The organism is Janthinobacterium sp. NKUCC08_JDC, assembly GCF_019345575.1.
GTDB lineage: Bacteria > Pseudomonadota > Gammaproteobacteria > Burkholderiales > Burkholderiaceae_D > Janthinobacterium > Janthinobacterium aestuarii.
Genome location: NZ_JAHKQW010000013.1, coordinates 1 through 14,774, shown reverse-complemented (window position 1 = coordinate 14,774; position 14,774 = coordinate 1). Strand labels below are relative to the sequence as shown.

Annotated in this window: 12 protein-coding genes and 4 tRNA genes; 6 read left to right on the top strand and 10 right to left on the bottom strand. The window is 63.8% G+C overall.

Annotation, left to right across the window (positions count from 1 at the left end):
- Positions 1–58 precede the first annotated feature (58 nt).
- A complete protein-coding gene (locus KO538_RS23325; protein WP_070304194.1) occupies positions 59–487 on the bottom strand; it encodes a helix-turn-helix domain-containing protein in 429 nt (142 codons plus the stop codon).
- Between the two features lie 116 nt (positions 488–603).
- Between KO538_RS23325 and KO538_RS23320 the strand changes: the two genes are divergently transcribed.
- Entirely contained in the window at positions 604–1,455 is an 852-nt protein-coding gene (locus KO538_RS23320; RefSeq protein ID WP_219329796.1) for an SDR family oxidoreductase, read from the top strand.
- A 91-nt stretch (positions 1,456–1,546) separates the two neighbouring features.
- Here KO538_RS23320 and KO538_RS23315 read toward each other — a convergent pair.
- The 4 genes from KO538_RS23315 to KO538_RS23300 all read right to left on the bottom strand — a co-directional run bounded on the left by KO538_RS23315 (position 1,547) and on the right by KO538_RS23300 (position 2,331).
- Positions 1,547–1,631, bottom strand: a tRNA-Leu gene (locus KO538_RS23315).
- Between the two features lie 75 nt (positions 1,632–1,706).
- A tRNA-Leu gene (locus KO538_RS23310) sits at positions 1,707–1,791 on the bottom strand.
- A gap of 69 nt (positions 1,792–1,860) precedes the next feature.
- Positions 1,861–1,945 (bottom strand) — tRNA-Leu (locus tag KO538_RS23305).
- 301 nt (positions 1,946–2,246) lie between these two features.
- Positions 2,247–2,331: transfer RNA gene (locus KO538_RS23300), tRNA-Leu, on the bottom strand.
- A gap of 388 nt (positions 2,332–2,719) precedes the next feature.
- Here KO538_RS23300 and rnr point away from each other — a divergent pair.
- From rnr to KO538_RS23280, 4 genes are all read left to right on the top strand, one after another.
- On the top strand, positions 2,720–5,281 hold the full coding sequence (rnr, locus tag KO538_RS23295) for a ribonuclease R (protein ID WP_219329795.1): 2,562 nt from the start codon (positions 2,720–2,722) through the stop codon (positions 5,279–5,281).
- 14 nt (positions 5,282–5,295) lie between these two features.
- The gene (rlmB, locus tag KO538_RS23290; RefSeq protein WP_034756912.1) at positions 5,296–6,039 is read left to right on the top strand and encodes a 23S rRNA (guanosine(2251)-2'-O)-methyltransferase RlmB; all 744 of its coding nucleotides are present in this window, start codon (positions 5,296–5,298) and stop codon (positions 6,037–6,039) included.
- Positions 6,040–6,233: 194 nt separating this feature from the next.
- Positions 6,234–6,983 carry a serine O-acetyltransferase gene (gene cysE / locus KO538_RS23285; RefSeq protein ID WP_034784004.1) on the top strand — a complete coding sequence of 250 codons (750 nt, stop codon included), beginning with the start codon at positions 6,234–6,236 and terminating at the stop codon, positions 6,981–6,983.
- Between the two features lie 10 nt (positions 6,984–6,993).
- Positions 6,994–7,704, top strand: coding sequence for a YceH family protein (locus KO538_RS23280; RefSeq protein WP_219329794.1), 711 nt, complete (start codon positions 6,994–6,996; stop codon positions 7,702–7,704).
- Positions 7,705–7,719: 15 nt separating this feature from the next.
- Here KO538_RS23280 and KO538_RS23275 read toward each other — a convergent pair whose 3' ends face one another.
- Positions 7,720–8,100 (bottom strand): tetratricopeptide repeat protein, encoded by a 381-nt coding sequence (locus KO538_RS23275; protein ID WP_219329793.1) that lies wholly within the window; start codon positions 8,098–8,100, stop codon positions 7,720–7,722.
- A 312-nt stretch (positions 8,101–8,412) separates the two neighbouring features.
- On the opposite strand from KO538_RS23275, the gene udk reads away from it, so the two are divergent.
- Positions 8,413–9,057, top strand: coding sequence for a uridine kinase (gene udk / locus KO538_RS23270; protein ID WP_070303044.1), 645 nt, complete (start codon positions 8,413–8,415; stop codon positions 9,055–9,057).
- Between the two features lie 12 nt (positions 9,058–9,069).
- Here udk and KO538_RS23265 read toward each other — a convergent pair whose 3' ends face one another.
- The 4 genes from KO538_RS23265 to KO538_RS23250 all read right to left on the bottom strand — a co-directional run.
- Positions 9,070–10,239 (bottom strand): HlyD family type I secretion periplasmic adaptor subunit, encoded by a 1,170-nt coding sequence (locus KO538_RS23265; RefSeq protein WP_219329792.1) that lies wholly within the window; start codon positions 10,237–10,239, stop codon positions 9,070–9,072.
- Positions 10,236–12,368: an ATP-binding cassette domain-containing protein gene (locus KO538_RS23260; RefSeq protein WP_219329791.1), complete on the bottom strand. Its 2,133-nt coding sequence runs from the start codon at positions 12,366–12,368 to the stop codon at positions 10,236–10,238. Before KO538_RS23260 ends, KO538_RS23265 begins: the two co-directional genes overlap by 4 nt.
- A gap of 28 nt (positions 12,369–12,396) precedes the next feature.
- Positions 12,397–13,668: a TolC family protein gene (locus KO538_RS23255; protein ID WP_219329790.1), complete on the bottom strand. Its 1,272-nt coding sequence runs from the start codon at positions 13,666–13,668 to the stop codon at positions 12,397–12,399.
- 136 nt (positions 13,669–13,804) lie between these two features.
- Positions 13,805–14,774 (bottom strand): hypothetical protein (locus KO538_RS23250; protein ID WP_219329789.1); only part of this gene is annotated, 970 nt, incomplete at its 5' end.

The window sequence follows — 14,774 nt, the reverse complement described above, 5'->3', positions numbered from 1 at the left end:
GGCAAGTAGGAGTAAACGATAATTCTTGATGACTCAAGGCAATGCGGATGGGTCTCGTTCACGCGGCGTTTTGTGCCGCGGGCGCCGTTGCCAGGTCGGCGCGCGCCTGTTCGATGCGCGGGTAATTATCCTCGATCCAGTCGACCAGCACGGCCAGGCGTTCGGCCGCCTCGCGTCCCAATGGCGTGAGGCTGTATTCCACCTTGGGCGGTATCACCAGATACGCCTGGCGCAGCACGAAGCCGTCGCCCGCCAGCGCTTCCAGGGTTTGCGCCAGCATTTTTTCGCTGACGCCGCCCACTTCACGGCGCAGTTCGCTGAAGCGCCGCGTGCCGCTCAGCAGCAGTACCAGCACCAGCACGGCCCAGCGGCTGGTCAGGTGGCTGAGCACGGCGCGCGACGGGCAGGTGGCCGCCAGCAGGTGGGCGTCCTGGGTTTGCCGGGCGAGGGCGGCGCGCAGGCTGGCGCCGGGAGTGTCTGTGGACATGATAGTTGGCCTTGTTGAGGTGGATTGCATTCATACTTACCAAAAGGTACGTACTTACAATAAGTAAGTAATAGTCCTATTATAGGGTTTTACCACCCATGTACCAAGGAGAAATCATGATCGTCATCACCGGCGCCACAGGCAATCTGGGCCAGCACGTCATCGCCAGCCTGCTCAAGTCCGTTCCTGCAGCCAACATCATCGCCGCCGTGCGCAACCCGGCCAAGGCCGCCGACCTGGCCGCCCGGGGCGTGCAAGTGCGCCAGGCCGATTACAACGATGGCGCCAGCCTCGACGCGGCATTCAAGGGCGCGACGAAGATCTTGCTGATCTCGTCGAGCGAAGTGGGGCAGCGCGCGCAGCAGCACCAGAACGTCATCGATGCGGCCAAGCGCGCCGGCGTATCCCTGCTGGCCTACACCAGCGTCTTGCGCGCCGACACGTCGCCGCTGGGCCTGGCCGCCGAGCACGTGATCACGGAAGCGGCCATCCGCGCCTCCGGCCTGCCTTACAGTTTCCTGCGCAACGGCTGGTACCTGGAAAACCATACGGAACACCTGGCGCCCGTGCTCGAGCATGGCGTCGTGCTGGGTGCGGCGCAAAACGGGCGTTTCTCGTCCGCCGCGCGCGCCGACTACGCAGCGGCCGCCGCCGCCGTGCTGACGACGGCCCAGCCGCAAGCCATCTATGAACTGGCTGGCGACCAAGGGTTCACCCTGGCCGAGTACGCGGCCGAAGTGGCGCGCCAGTCGGGCAAGGCGATCATGTACAAGAATTTGCCGCAGGCGGATTTCAAGGCGGCGCTGGTGAGCGTGGGCGTGCCGGAAGGCTTTGCCGATCTGCTGGCCGACTCCGATGCGGGCACGGCCAAGGGTGGCCTGGAAGACCATGGCAAGCAATTGAGCGCGTTGATCGGCCGTCCGACGACGAGCCTGCTTGACGCCGTCAAGGCGGCGCTGGCGAAGTAAGGGGAGGGAGGATGCCGTGGCAGCACGGCATCCGGAAATGAAAAAAGCCGCAAACTCGTGAAAGTTTGCGGCTTTTTTGCGAATTAGGTAATGGTGCCCACGAAGGGACTCGAACCCCTACACCCGAAGGCACATGGACCTGAACCATGCGCGTCTACCAATTCCGCCACGTGGGCACTGATGCTGCTTGTTGCTTACTGCTATATCTCACTACTGTACTGCGGACTACAACGAAAACAACTCGTTGCTGGTGGTGCCCACGAAGGGACTCGAACCCCTACACCCGAAGGCACATGGACCTGAACCATGCGCGTCTACCAATTCCGCCACGTGGGCATTGTGCTGCTTGTTACTGCAATCTTACTACTTTTCTGCGGATCACAACGATGAACAACTCGTTGCTGGTGGTGCCCACGAAGGGACTCGAACCCCTACACCCGAAGGCACATGGACCTGAACCATGCGCGTCTACCAATTCCGCCACGTGGGCATTGTTACTGCTTGCTGCTTGTCGCTACGTGTTCTGCAGCGAGGACAAAATCATAAGGGCTGGCGCGCATTCGGTCAATCAACATTTTGCACTTTTCTTCAAGAAACATGTTTTTTCGCCTGAAAAGGGCTGTTCCCTATGAAGAAAGGCTGAGGCTGCCTATTTTTTCAGCGGTTTCCGCAGCTTTTTGTCCGCAGCCATGCCAAGTGAGTTGCTTGCCGGAAGGAGAGGGCTTTTCGCTGCGGAAATGAAAAAAGCCGCAAACTCGTGAAAGTTTGCGGCTCTTTTGCGAATTAGGTAATGGTGCCCACGAAGGGACTCGAACCCCTACACCCGAAGGCACATGGACCTGAACCATGCGCGTCTACCAATTCCGCCACGTGGGCACTGATGCTGCTATTACTACTTGTTGAAAAATAACTTCACAACAATTCTGCTATTATAGCGACTTGAAGAGTTTTGCGCCAGATGAGCTTTCGCTCCATACTGCACATCAACCCTGTACCGCTTTCCTGCAACTGCATTCCCGTGAAGGTTTGTCGCTGCAAGAGACCGAGATTATAGAGCAATATTTGCCGAAGTCAAATGCATTGCGCAGCTTTTCTCCTTTTTTTCATCGGCGGGGCACTTGTTCGGTTTCCGCTACGCTGTCCGTTAGGCAAACCAAGGCGTCCTCCGGTACACTACCGGACATCACCGTGTCAATATTGACGGTGATGTCATCGGTCTTTGTCTTCCGTTTGATCACTGTCAATAACAACTATAGAAATACTTTTGAGCCAAAATACCCACACCATCCCCAGCCGGGAGGACATTCTCGGCATATTCCGCAGCGTCAACGCGCCTCTCGACCCGCAGTCTCTCGGGAAAACGCTGCAAGTGCATGCCGATTCCATGGATGTCCTGGTCCGTCGCCTGAAGGCGATGGAGCGCGACGGCCAGCTCAAGTCTGACGCCAGCGGTGTTTTCAGCCTGGCCGACCAGAGTGCGCTTGTCGCCGGTCGCGTCACCAGCCACCGCGATGGCTTCGGCTTTGTCATTCCCGATGACGCCAGCGCCGACCTGTTCCTGCCTGAGAAAGAAATGCAGAAAGTACTGCATGGCGACAAGGTCATGGCCCGCATCGTCGGCACGGACCGCCGCGGCCGCCCCGAAGGCACGATCGTCGAAGTCACCTACCGCGCCAATACCCACGTCATCGGCCGTCTGATCCAGGAAAACGGTACCTGGGTCGTCGCGCCGGAAGACCAGCGCATCGGCCAGGACATTCTCGTCACCGGTTCGGTCGGCAAGGCAAAAGCCGGCCAGATCGTCAGCGTCGAGCTGACCGAGCAACCAATGCGCTTCAAGCAGCCGGTCGGCAAGATCGTCGAAGTGCTTGGCGCTTTGGATGATCCCGGCATGGAAATTGAAATTGCCGTGCGCAAATTCAACGTGCCGCACATCTTTTCCGCCGCCGCCCTCAAGCAAGCTGAAAAGCTGCCGTTCGAAGTACGCGCCGCCGACCTGAAAGACCGTGTCGACCTGCGCGACGTGCCGCTCGTTACCATCGACGGCGAAGATGCGCGCGATTTCGACGATGCCGTGTATTGCGAGCCCGTCAAGATCGGCCGTGCCAACTGCTTCCGCCTGATCGTGGCGATTGCCGACGTCAGCCATTACGTGAAACCGAACGACGCGCTCGATATCGACGCGCTCGAGCGCAGCACGTCCGTCTACTTCCCGCGCCGAGTGATCCCGATGCTGCCGGAAAAACTGTCGAACGGCCTGTGCTCGCTGAACCCGGCCGTCGACCGCTTGACCCTCGTCTGCGACGCTGTCGTCAGCGACAAGGGCGAGCTGAAGGCTTACCAGTTCTATCCGGCCGTCATCCATTCGGCCGCGCGCCTCACGTATGACGAAGTCGCTGCCGTGCTGGGCAACACCAAGGGACCCGAAGCGGCACGCCGCGCGGACATCCTGCCGCACCTGCAAAACCTGGAAGCCGTCTACCGCGCCTTGCTGAAAGCACGCACGGAGCGGGGTGCCATCGATTTCGAGACGACGGAAACGTATATCGTCTGCAATAGCGCGGGCAAGATCGAAAAGATCATTCCCCGCACGCGCAACGAAGCGCACAAGATCATCGAAGAGTGCATGCTGGCGGCCAACGTCTGCGCGGCCGATCTGTTGCTGCGTAACAAGCACCCAGGCACCTACCGCATTCACGCCAGCCCGACCAAGGAAAAGCTCACGCAAGTGCGCACTTTCCTGAAACAGGTTGGCCTGAACCTGACGGGCGGCGACACGCCATCGGCATCCGATTACCAGACCCTGATGCAGCAGATCAAGGAGCGTCCCGACGCGGCCCTGCTGCAAACGATGCTGCTGCGTTCGATGCAGCAAGCCGTCTACAGCCCGGACAATATCGGCCACTTCGGCCTGGCGTACGAGGCGTATGCGCACTTCACCAGCCCGATCCGCCGCTATCCCGATCTGCTGACGCACCGCGCCATCAAGGCCATTTTGCAAGGCAAGAAGTACGAGCCGAAGCTGTCCGAAAAGACCGTGCTGAATACGAACGTGTCGAACGCCACGCGCAAGCAGCAGGCGAAGGACAAGGCCGACGGCAAGCCGAAGAAGACGGATCTGACGATCTGGGACGCGCTGGGCGTGCATTGTTCGGCCAACGAGCGCCGCGCCGACGAAGCATCGCGCGACGTGGAAGCCTGGCTGAAGTGCTACTTCATGCAGGACAAGCTGGGCGAAGAGTTTACCGGCACGATCACCGGCGTGACTACCTTCGGCGTCTTCGTGCAGCTAGACACCCTGTTTGTCGAAGGCCTGGTGCACGTCACCGAGCTGGGTACCGATTACTTCCAGTACGACGATGCGCGCCATGAATTGCGCGGCGAACGTACGGGCAAGCGCTACCAGCTGACCGACCGTCTGACGGTGCAAGTGGCGCGTGTTGATCTGGAAACGCGCAAGATCGACCTGCGCCTGGTCACCGATGCGGAACTGGCGGGCGAAGAAGCGCCGGCCAAGCAAGCTGGCGGCAAGCGCAAGGGCGAAAAGAAATCGATGGTCAAGCCCGGTCCCGCGACCGAGCAGCGTCACGAGATCAAAACCAGCGTCAATGGCGGCGGTAACAATGGTGGCAAACCCGGCAAGGGTTCCGGCGGCCGTTCCAACGGCGCCAAGGCGCAAGCCAAGCCTGCAGCCAAGGAAGTCCCCAAGGCGGCAGCCCCCAAGGCCGCCGCGCCGAAGCGCAGCAAGAAACCAGCCGCGGCACCCGCTGCGGCGGCACCACGTGCAGCAAAAACTGTATCAAAATCAAGCAAGAACAAGCGATAAGCGATAGATAGATAATGAAGAATAAAATGATTTTCGGCTTCCACGCCGTCACCTCGCGTCTGCGTCATGAAGCGTCGTCCGTGGAAGAAATTTTCGTCGATGCCAGCCGCGTCGACGGCCGCATGAAGGACATGATCGCCGCCGCCAAGGCTGCCAACGTGCGCGTCATGCCCGTCGACTCGTCGCGTCTGGACAAGATCGTCGGCACGCGCCGTCACCAGGGCGTGATCGCGTTTGCCTCGCAACTGTCGCTGGCGCGCAATCTCGATGAGCTGCTGGACGCCATCGACGGCCCGCCGCTGCTGTTGATTCTTGACGGCATCACCGACCCGCACAACCTGGGCGCCTGCCTGCGCGTGGCCGACGGCGTCGGCGCACATGCCGTCATCGTGCCGAAGGACCGCGCCGTGGGCTTGAACGCCACGGCCGCCAAGGTCGCCAGCGGCGCCGCCGAAACCGTCCCGTACATCACGGTGACGAACCTGGCGCGCACCATGCGTGAACTGAAAGAGCGCGGCATCTGGCTGATCGGCACCTCGGACGACGGCGAAAAAGGCTTGTACGAAGCCGATTTCACGGGCCCGACGGCCCTCGTCATGGGTTCCGAAGGCGAAGGCATGCGGCGTTTGACGCGCGACACCTGCGACATCCTCGTCAGCATCCCGATGTTCGGCTCCGTCGAGAGTCTGAACGTGTCCGTGGCATCGGGCGTGTGTCTCTATGAAGCCCGCCGCCAGCGCATCGCGCTGGAAGCCTAAAAAACGTCCATGGCGGCGTTGCATTGCCTCGCCGTACATTCGTACTGTCTTCGGCAATGCGCCTTGCCCTGAACGTTTTGTAACGCTTCCAGAAAATCAGCCGCCGCCCTTGAGGCGGCGGTTGTTTATCTGCCTCTCCGGCAGCACGCCGCCGAATACGCTACCATTTGCGTTCCACCTTATCCATTTTCATTATGTTCCACCACCTGCGCGAAGACATCAACAGCATCATCGAACGTGACCCGGCCGCCCGCAATGGCTGGGAGGTGCTGACCTGTTATCCGGGTTTGCACGCCATCGTCATGCATGGCTGGGCGCACTGGTGCTGGACGCGGCACATGAAGTGGGTGGGGCGCTTCATTTCCTATATCGCCCGCATCATCACGGGCATCGAGATCCATCCGGGCGCGGTCATCGGCCGGCGCGTCTTCATCGACCATGGCTTCGGCGTGGTGATCGGCGAGACGGCCGTCGTCGGCGACGATTGCACCATCTACCAGGGCGTGACCTTGGGCGGCACGTCGCTGCACAGCGGCGCCAAGCGCCATCCGACCCTCGAGCGCGGCGTCATCGTCGGCGCCGGCGCGCAGGTGCTGGGCAGCTTCACCGTGGGCGAGTACGCCAAGGTGGGTTCGAACGCCGTGCTGCTCAAACCCGTGCCGTCCGGCGCCACGGCCGTGGGCAACCCCGCGCACATCGTGCAAAAGGATGTCAGCGCTTTGCGCGAGGGCAGCACGGCCCATTTGTTCGCCGCGTATGGCGTCACGCCCAACGGCGACGATCCGCTGTCGAAAGCGCTGCAAGGCCTGATCACGCACGCCGTGGCGCAGGAACAGCGCATCGAAACCATCCTCGCCACCCTGAAGGCGGCGGGCATCTGCTGCCAGGGCGTGCCCGAGTGTGATAAATTCGATTCCGAGCAAATGAACAAGCTGGTTGACTAAGGATACAGGCATGACTACAGACGTACACATAGCTGAAAACGCAGCAGAAAAAAGCAGCGACAATCCGAATCTGCTCGACCCGTTCGAGATCCGCGTACTGGCCGTGCTGGCGGAAAAGGAAGCGCTGACGCCGGACAGCTATCCGCTCTCGCTCAACGCGCTGACGAACGGCTGCAACCAGCTGTCCAGCCGCGACCCCGTCATGGCCCTGTCCGAAGAAACCGTCTACGACGTGCTGCAGCGCCTGATGCAGCGCAAGTTCGTCAACGGCATCACGCAGGCGGGCGCGCGGGTCGCCAAGTACGAACACCGCATGCGCATCAAGTGGTCGCTGGAACAGGACAAGCTGGCCATCCTGACGATCCTGATGCTGCGCGGCTTGCAGACGGCGGGCGAGATCCGCAGCCGCAGCGGCCGCGTACATGAATTCAAGTCCGTGGCGGAAGTGGAGTCGGGCCTGCAGTTCTTGATCGACAAATATCCGCCGCTGGTGGCCAAGCTGGCCGTCGCGCCCGGTGCCAAGGAACCGCGCTACGGCCACTTGCTGGGCGGCGAGGAAGCGCTGGCGCATACCGAGACGGCGGCAGGCTACGCCGGCGCCGTCAGCGCGCCGCAGCAGGGCAGCCGTGTCGCCCAGCTGGAGCAGGAAGTGCTGCAATTGCGCAGCGACTTCGATGGCCTGGCGGCGCAGTTCGAGGCGTTCCGCAAGCAGTTCGAATAATTTCCGGGCAAGCGCCTATTGGGCTTGCGGGTCGAAATAGGCGGTCCAGGTCAGGCTGGATGCGGCAAGGCCCTGTGCCTTGCCAAATTGCGCCATGGCCTTGCGCGGTTTTGCCAGTCCCGCCAGGGCCACCCCCAGGTTGTAATGGGTATGGCTGTCCGTCGAGCCCAGCGTGAGCGCCGTTTCCAGCACGTTGACGGCTTCCCTGTACTTGCCCTGGTCACACAGCACGGCGCCCAGGCAAGTGAGCAGGGCGGTATCTTGCCGATCCGTTTGCCGATCCGCTTGCAAGGCGCCGTGCAGCACGGTTTCCGCTGCCGCCATGTGCGCATCCCATTGCCCGGCATCGCCTTCGGCCAGTTTGATATATGCCTTGCTTGCGGCGATGGCGTCCATTGCCGTTAGCTGGGCCAGGCGGCGCAATTGCTTCCGTCTTCCAGGGCTTCACGGCCGATTTTCTCTATCAGTTGCCAAAATTTTTCTTCGTTCATTGTTCATTTCTCGTCAATGGTCAATCGATGCCGAAAGAGGTCAGGCATGCAATGCCGGCGCGCTGCGTCCCGTCTGCGCATCTTGAGCTTGTTTAGAATACCATCTTGCCAAACGTTCGCCTATCGGCCCCTTCTTCGGTTGGCGCGTACCTGCGTGACAGACCCGGCTTTGCCGCCGCGCCCTGTCGGTCAGCTCGCGTTTCCGGTATCATTCGGCATGAATAATATTTCCTTCCAACCGTTTGTTATTGGTGTCGCTGGCGGAAGCGGCAGTGGCAAGTCCACCGTATCCCAACAAGTGCTCGCGTCCTTCGGCGCCGACATGGTCTCGGTCGTGATGCAGGACGACTACTACTGCGACCAAACCCATCTCTCCCCTGAAGTCCGGCGCCAGCAGAATTACGACCATCCGCAGGCGTTCGAGTGGCCATTGCTGGTGCAGCACATCCAGGCCTTGCGCAATGGCGAAGCGATCGAGATGCCCGAGTACGACTTCACGCTGCACAACCGCTCCAACCGGACCATCCCCGTCAAGCCGGCGCCCGTGATCGTGATCGAAGGCCTGTTCGCCTTGTATGACGAAGACTTGCGCAACATGATGTCGCTGAAGATCTTTGTCGACACGGCTTCCGACGTGCGCTTCATCCGCCGCATGCAGCGCGATATCACGGAACGTGGCCGCTCGGTGGAAAGCGTCATCGAGCAGTATCTGGAAACCGTGCGCCCGATGCACAAGCAATTCATCGAGCCGACCAAGCGCAATGCCGATGTCATCTTGCCGCATGGCGCGAATGGCCCTGCAGTCGACATGATCACGGCCAAGGTGGCCAGCGTCATTGGCCGCCTGAAGCCTGCCGGTTAACAGCCCGCCAGCTTACCGCTCCCCCATCGATTCCGAGAACGTCTTGGTGATCGGTTTCGTCAGGTAGCGCAAGACCGTCTTGCGGCCCGTGTTGATTTCCACGGTGGCCGTCATGCCTGGCTGGATCAGGATAGGCTCGCCATTCTTGCCCATCAGATTGCGCCCGCTGGTCTTGATCTGTACGCGGTAGTACGGCTGCTCGTTGCCCTTGTTGTCTTCACTTAAGGTATCCGCGCTGATGTAGCTGACGGTGCCGCGCAGGCGCCCGTAGATGCCGTAGTCGTAGGCATCGAGTTTCACGGCCGTGGGCAGGCCCGGCTTGATGAAGGCGATGTCGGCCGGTTTGACTTTCGCCTCGATGATCAGGTCATCGTCCGTCGGCACGATCTGCAGGATTTCCTCGCCCGGCTTGGCCACGCCGCCCAGGGTAGTAAGGCGCACGTTGCGCACGATGCCGTCCGTGGGCGCGTAGATATCCGTCGAACCCAGCTGCTCCTTGCGCTGGGTCACTGTCTGCAGCACGCCGGCCAGGTCTTCCTGGGCTTTCACCAGATCCGTCTGGCTATCCTGCAGATATTTGTTGCGCCGATTGGTGATCTGCGCCTGGATGTCGACCACTTGCCGCCGCAGTTTCAGCACTTCGGCGCGGCTGACGTCTCCCGTTTCCAGCAGCGGCAGGTTCATTTCCAGTTCTTCCTTGATCAGCTTCATGGCGCTTTCCAGCGAGCCCACCTCCGCCTGCACGGCGCCCTGGCGCTTGCTGAACAGGGCCAGCTGGTTGGCGCGAAACTCCGGAAACGCCTGCAGTTCGGGCGGGAACTTCGGCGCGCCGCCAAACACCTCGGCTTGCAAACGCGCCACGGCCGCCTTCAGTCCCGCCGCCTTGGCCGTGCTTTCCAGGTAGCTTGTCTCGGCCCGCGTGCGGTCGAAGCGGGCCAGCAATGCTCCCTTTTTCACCACGCTGCCTTCGTGCACACGCAGTTCGGCCAGCACGCCGCCATCGGCCACCTGGATGATCTGGTTGCGCGAACTGGCGATCACCTGGCCGTTGGCGCGCGTGACCTGGTCCAGCTCCGCCCACGAAGCCCAGGCGATGATGCCGGCCAGTGCCGCCGTGCAGCTCCAGATCAGCACCCGTCCCCGTTTCGCTTCCTCTTTCGCTTCGACCTTGGCCAGTTTCATGCGACGGCTCCTTGCGCCACCGGCGCCGTTGCGGAACTGGGCACGGCCTGCGGCTTGCCCGACAGCTTGGCCAGGACAAAGTCGCGCGGGCCGTCGAGCAGCGCCCGTCCCGCCTGCAGCACCACCAGGCGGTCGAGCAGGGGCAAGAGGGCGTTCTTGTGCGTGGTGGCGACCATGGTCACGCCTTCGGCCGCCAGTTCTCCCAACAGTCCCACGATGCGCGCTTCCGTCTTCGCATCCATGGCGCCCGTCGGTTCATCGAGCAGCCAGATGCGCGGCTTGGCCAGCAGCAGGCGCGTGACGGCGATCAATTGCCGCTGGCCGCCAGACACGCCGCGCCCGCCTTCGGTGATGCCCAGCGCCAGGCCCCGTGGCTGGCCCAGTATCAGCTCGATCAGGCCCGTGCGCTTGGCCGCCGCGAGGATCGCTTCCTCGCCCGGGTCGGCCAGCCCCAATAACAGGTTGTCGCGCAGGGTGCCGCTGAACAGCCGCGTTTCCTGCGGCAGGTAGCCGACCATTTCGCGCACCACGGCCGGCGCCAGCAGGGCCATGTCGACGTCGCCCAGGTACACCTTGCCCTCGGCCGGCTGGTACAGGCCCGAGGCCAGTTTCAGCAGGGTGCTCTTGCCCGAGCCGATGGCGCCCACCAGGCCGACCCGTTCGCCGGGGAGGATGGCGAGATTTTCCACTTCCAGCGCCACCTTTTGCGCGCCGCCGTACGTAAAGCGGATGCGCTCGAAGCGCAATCCCGTATCGAGGCTGCGCGGCGTCAGCGCGAACTGCGCGGTGTCGGCCTCGTTGGGCAGGCTGATGACCTGTTCCAGGCCGTCGATCGAGGCGCGCGCATGCGCCCACTGCACCATCACGGCGGGCAGCTGCACGATGGGCATCAGGGCGCGGTTGCTGATGATGGTGCACGCCATCAGGGCGCCCATGGTCATCTGGTTCTCGGCCACGAACCACGCGCCCATGGAGATCAGCGCCACGTTGGTCAGCTGCTGGAAGGCGGCCGTGATGTTTTGCGACAGGGCCGCATAGTCGCGGATATTCTGTTCCGCGTGGCTGGTCTCGGCCACCAGTTCGGCCCAGCGCGCCTGCATCATCCATTCGGCGCTGCTGCCCTTGAGCGTTTCCACACCATCGACGGCTTCCACCAGCAAGCCTGCCTTGCGGTTGCTGGCGTTGAGGTTCTTGCGCGTATGGATCTGGATGGCGCGCTGGAACATCAGCCCGCACACGAGGGCCAGCGGCAGGGCCACCAGCGGCACCACCACGAGCCAGCCGCCGATGATGGTGATCATGGCGAGGAAAATCACGGCGAAGGGCACGTCCGTCAGCACGAACAGCGAGGTCGACGTGAGCACGCCACGCACCATTTCAAAGCCTTTGACCTGCGCCGCCAGGGTGCCGACGGAAGCGGGACGCGCCTCCATGCGGATGCCCAGCATGCGCTGGAAAAACCATTCGGACAATTCATGGTCGACGTCATTGCATGAGTGGTCGACGATGCGGCTGCGCACCTGCTTGAGGATGAATTCCAGGCCGATCGACAGCGCCACGCCCACCACCAGCACCCACAGGGTGCTGAAGCTCTGGTTCGGGATCACGCGGTCGTACACCTGCATGGAAAACAGCGAGGTGGCCATGGTCAGCAGGGTCACCAGCGCGGTGGCCAGCACGGCGTCGACAAACACGTTTTTCTTCAGCCACAGGGCCTTGCGCACCAGGCTTAGCGCTCCGGGGCGGGCGCCGCTTTTTTCGCTGCGGCGCGGCAGGCCCACGCAAGCTAAACCTGCCAGCGAGGCCAGTTGCAAGGCGCGGCCATCGATGCCTTCGCCGCGCCAGGCGCCGTCGGCGCCGCGCGACTGCAGCAAGCCCCAGCCCGTGCTGGGGCTGTAGACGGCGAATGGCAGTTCGCCCGGCGTCGGCTCGTGCAGCGGGCGCGCCGCGCCTTCCAGCCCGGCCGCCTGCCAGATGGCGGTAAGCACCATGGCGGGCGCGCCGCTGTCATCGATATCTTCGAGCTGGCGCTGCAGGTCGGCCAGGCGCGCGGCCGCCAGATGCTGGCCTGTCAGGCGGGCGGCCCGTTCGACGAGTGTCAGCAAGCCATGTTTGATGGAGGTATCCACGCTGTCTCCTTTGTGCATCATGTCGGTGTCAATTCGCGCGCGCCAGGCCCGGCGGCGCCGTGCGCCCGGCCAGGGTGCCTGTCTGCGCGGCCAGGCGCAGGCTGGCGGCAATCGCCTGCGCGCGCGTGTCTTCCAGCGAAAACCGCGCCTGGGTTGCTTCGCGCACGGCGTTGAGCACATCATTCCAGCTCTTGCGGCCGATCACGTACTGGCGGGCATACGATTCGAATACCTGCGTCGAGGTGGTGCTGGCCTCGCCCGCGTTGCCCAGGCGCTGGCGGCTTGCCTCGGCCTCGTTCCAGTCCAGGGTGAAACGCTCGCGCACCTCGCGTTCGGCCACGTCGTGCGCGGCGCGCGCGCCTTCGCGCCGGGCCACGGCGGCGTCCACGCCGGCCTTGGCCGACAAGCCGGCGCCCGGCTGCGCCTGCAGCACCAGCATGGCGCGCGCGCGGTTGTCGGCATTGATGCCGCCGCCCGTGGGCTTTTCCATGCGCAGCACCACCTTCGGCATGTAGGCCGAGCGCTGCATGGTGATCTCGGAATCGGCTGCCTGCGCCTCGAAATCGAGGCGCTGCAGGGTGGGGGAGTAGCCGATGGCCTGGCGCATGACCCGTTCCAGGCTGGCGTCGGGCAGCGGTTCGCCCACGCCGATGCCGGCGGCGGTGACGAGGCGCACGGGTTTGCCGGCCAGCTGCGACAGCTGCGCCAGCGCGTTTTCCTGCGCCTGGCGCGCATTCGACACGTCGTTGGCCGCCTGGTAGGCGCGCGATTCGGCCAGGCGCTGGTCCGTTTGCGAACTGACCGACTGCGCCACGCGGCGCTTGATCATGTCCAGCAGGCGCTGGTGCTCGGCCAGTCCCTCTTCGGCCGAGCGCATGCGCGCCGTCTGGCGCAGCGCTTCCGTGTAGGCGGCGATCACGCGCAGCGAGAGGGTCAGGCGTTCTTCCTCGATGGCCGCGCCGGCCGCGTCGACCCGGCTGCCGGCCGCATCGATGCCGGCGTCGATGCGCCCGCCGCTCCACAGCGGCTGCTCGAGGCGCACCACGCCGCCCGTGTCCTGCGAACCCGTGGGGACCTCGGCCGACAGGCTGGGGAAGCGCTGCCATTGCGCGCCATCGAGGTCGGCGCGCGCGGCAGCCTGCGCCGAACGCTTGCCCTGCACGGCGGGATGGCTTTGCAGCGCCTGCTGCAAGACCTGGTCGAAGCTCCAGGCGGTGCCGCCCTGGGCCTGGACGAAGGAGCTGATGGATGCCATGGCCATGGCCGCCAGCAAGGCCGCGCCACGTGGCAGTACAAACAATGCTGGGGAACCGCGTAATCTCATCCCGTATTTTTCCGGCACCAGGCCTGACGCATTTCTAGGTGTGGCGGGAGCGCCCGCTGTGCTGCGCTCCCGCCGCCGTGCCAGGCGCGGCGCCTGGCGTGGGTGCCCGGCTTCAGACGACGAAGTTGGCACCCGTCAGCTGCGTGATGTTCACGCCGCTGAGCAGCACCAGCGCCGTGTCGATGGCGTTGGCGTTGCTCAGGTCAGTCGAGTGATACACGGTCACGGCGCCGCTGTTTTGCGCATCGGCGATGACGATGTAGCCCTGTCCCGACAAGACGCTGTCGTCGGCCGCGATGGCGCTGGCCGCCGCGCCGATCGACACGGACGTGCCGTCGAAGATGAACAGGTTGTTGTTGCCAAAGTCCGTGCTCACGTTGACGCCCACGGCCACCGATGCCGTCAGGTCGGCGATGGCCGACATGTCGATCACGTCGCCGCCGGCGGCCGGCAATCCCGTGCTGAAGTCGGCTACCGTCAGCGGGTTGTGCAGGGCATTCTGGCTCAGCACGAACAGCTGGCTCGCGTCCGTCAGGTCGGCCTGGGCCTGGGCCGCCGCTGCCGCCGCGGCATCGGCATTCGCCGCCACCGTCAGCGAGCCTGCGTCCGTCAGGTCCGCCTGCGCCTGCGCCTGCAGGGCCGCGGCCGCGGCCGCATCGGCGGCCAGTTGCAGTGCGCTGGCGTCCGTCAGGGCGGCCGTCTGCGCCGCTGCCAGCGCTGCCGCCGTTGCCGCATCGGCGGCCTGCGTGAGCGCCACGGCATCGGTCTGGTCGGCGATCGCTTGCACGGCGGCGGCGTTGGCCGCATCCGCATTCGCCACGACGGCCAGCGCGCTGGCGTCGGTCTGCGCCGCGATGGCGTTCGCTTGCGCCAGTGCCGCGTCGGCTGCCTGCGCGTCGGCATTGGCCTGGGCCGCCGCCGCGTCGTCCGCCTGCGCGGCATCCGCATTGGCATGTGCTTGCGCCGCAGCCGCTGCCGCGCTGGCGGCGACCGCATCGTCCGCTTGCGCCGCTTGCAGGGCCGCCAGGGACGCGGCGGCCTGTGCCTGCGCCAGCGGCGCGGGGGGCGGGGGCGGCGCGGGG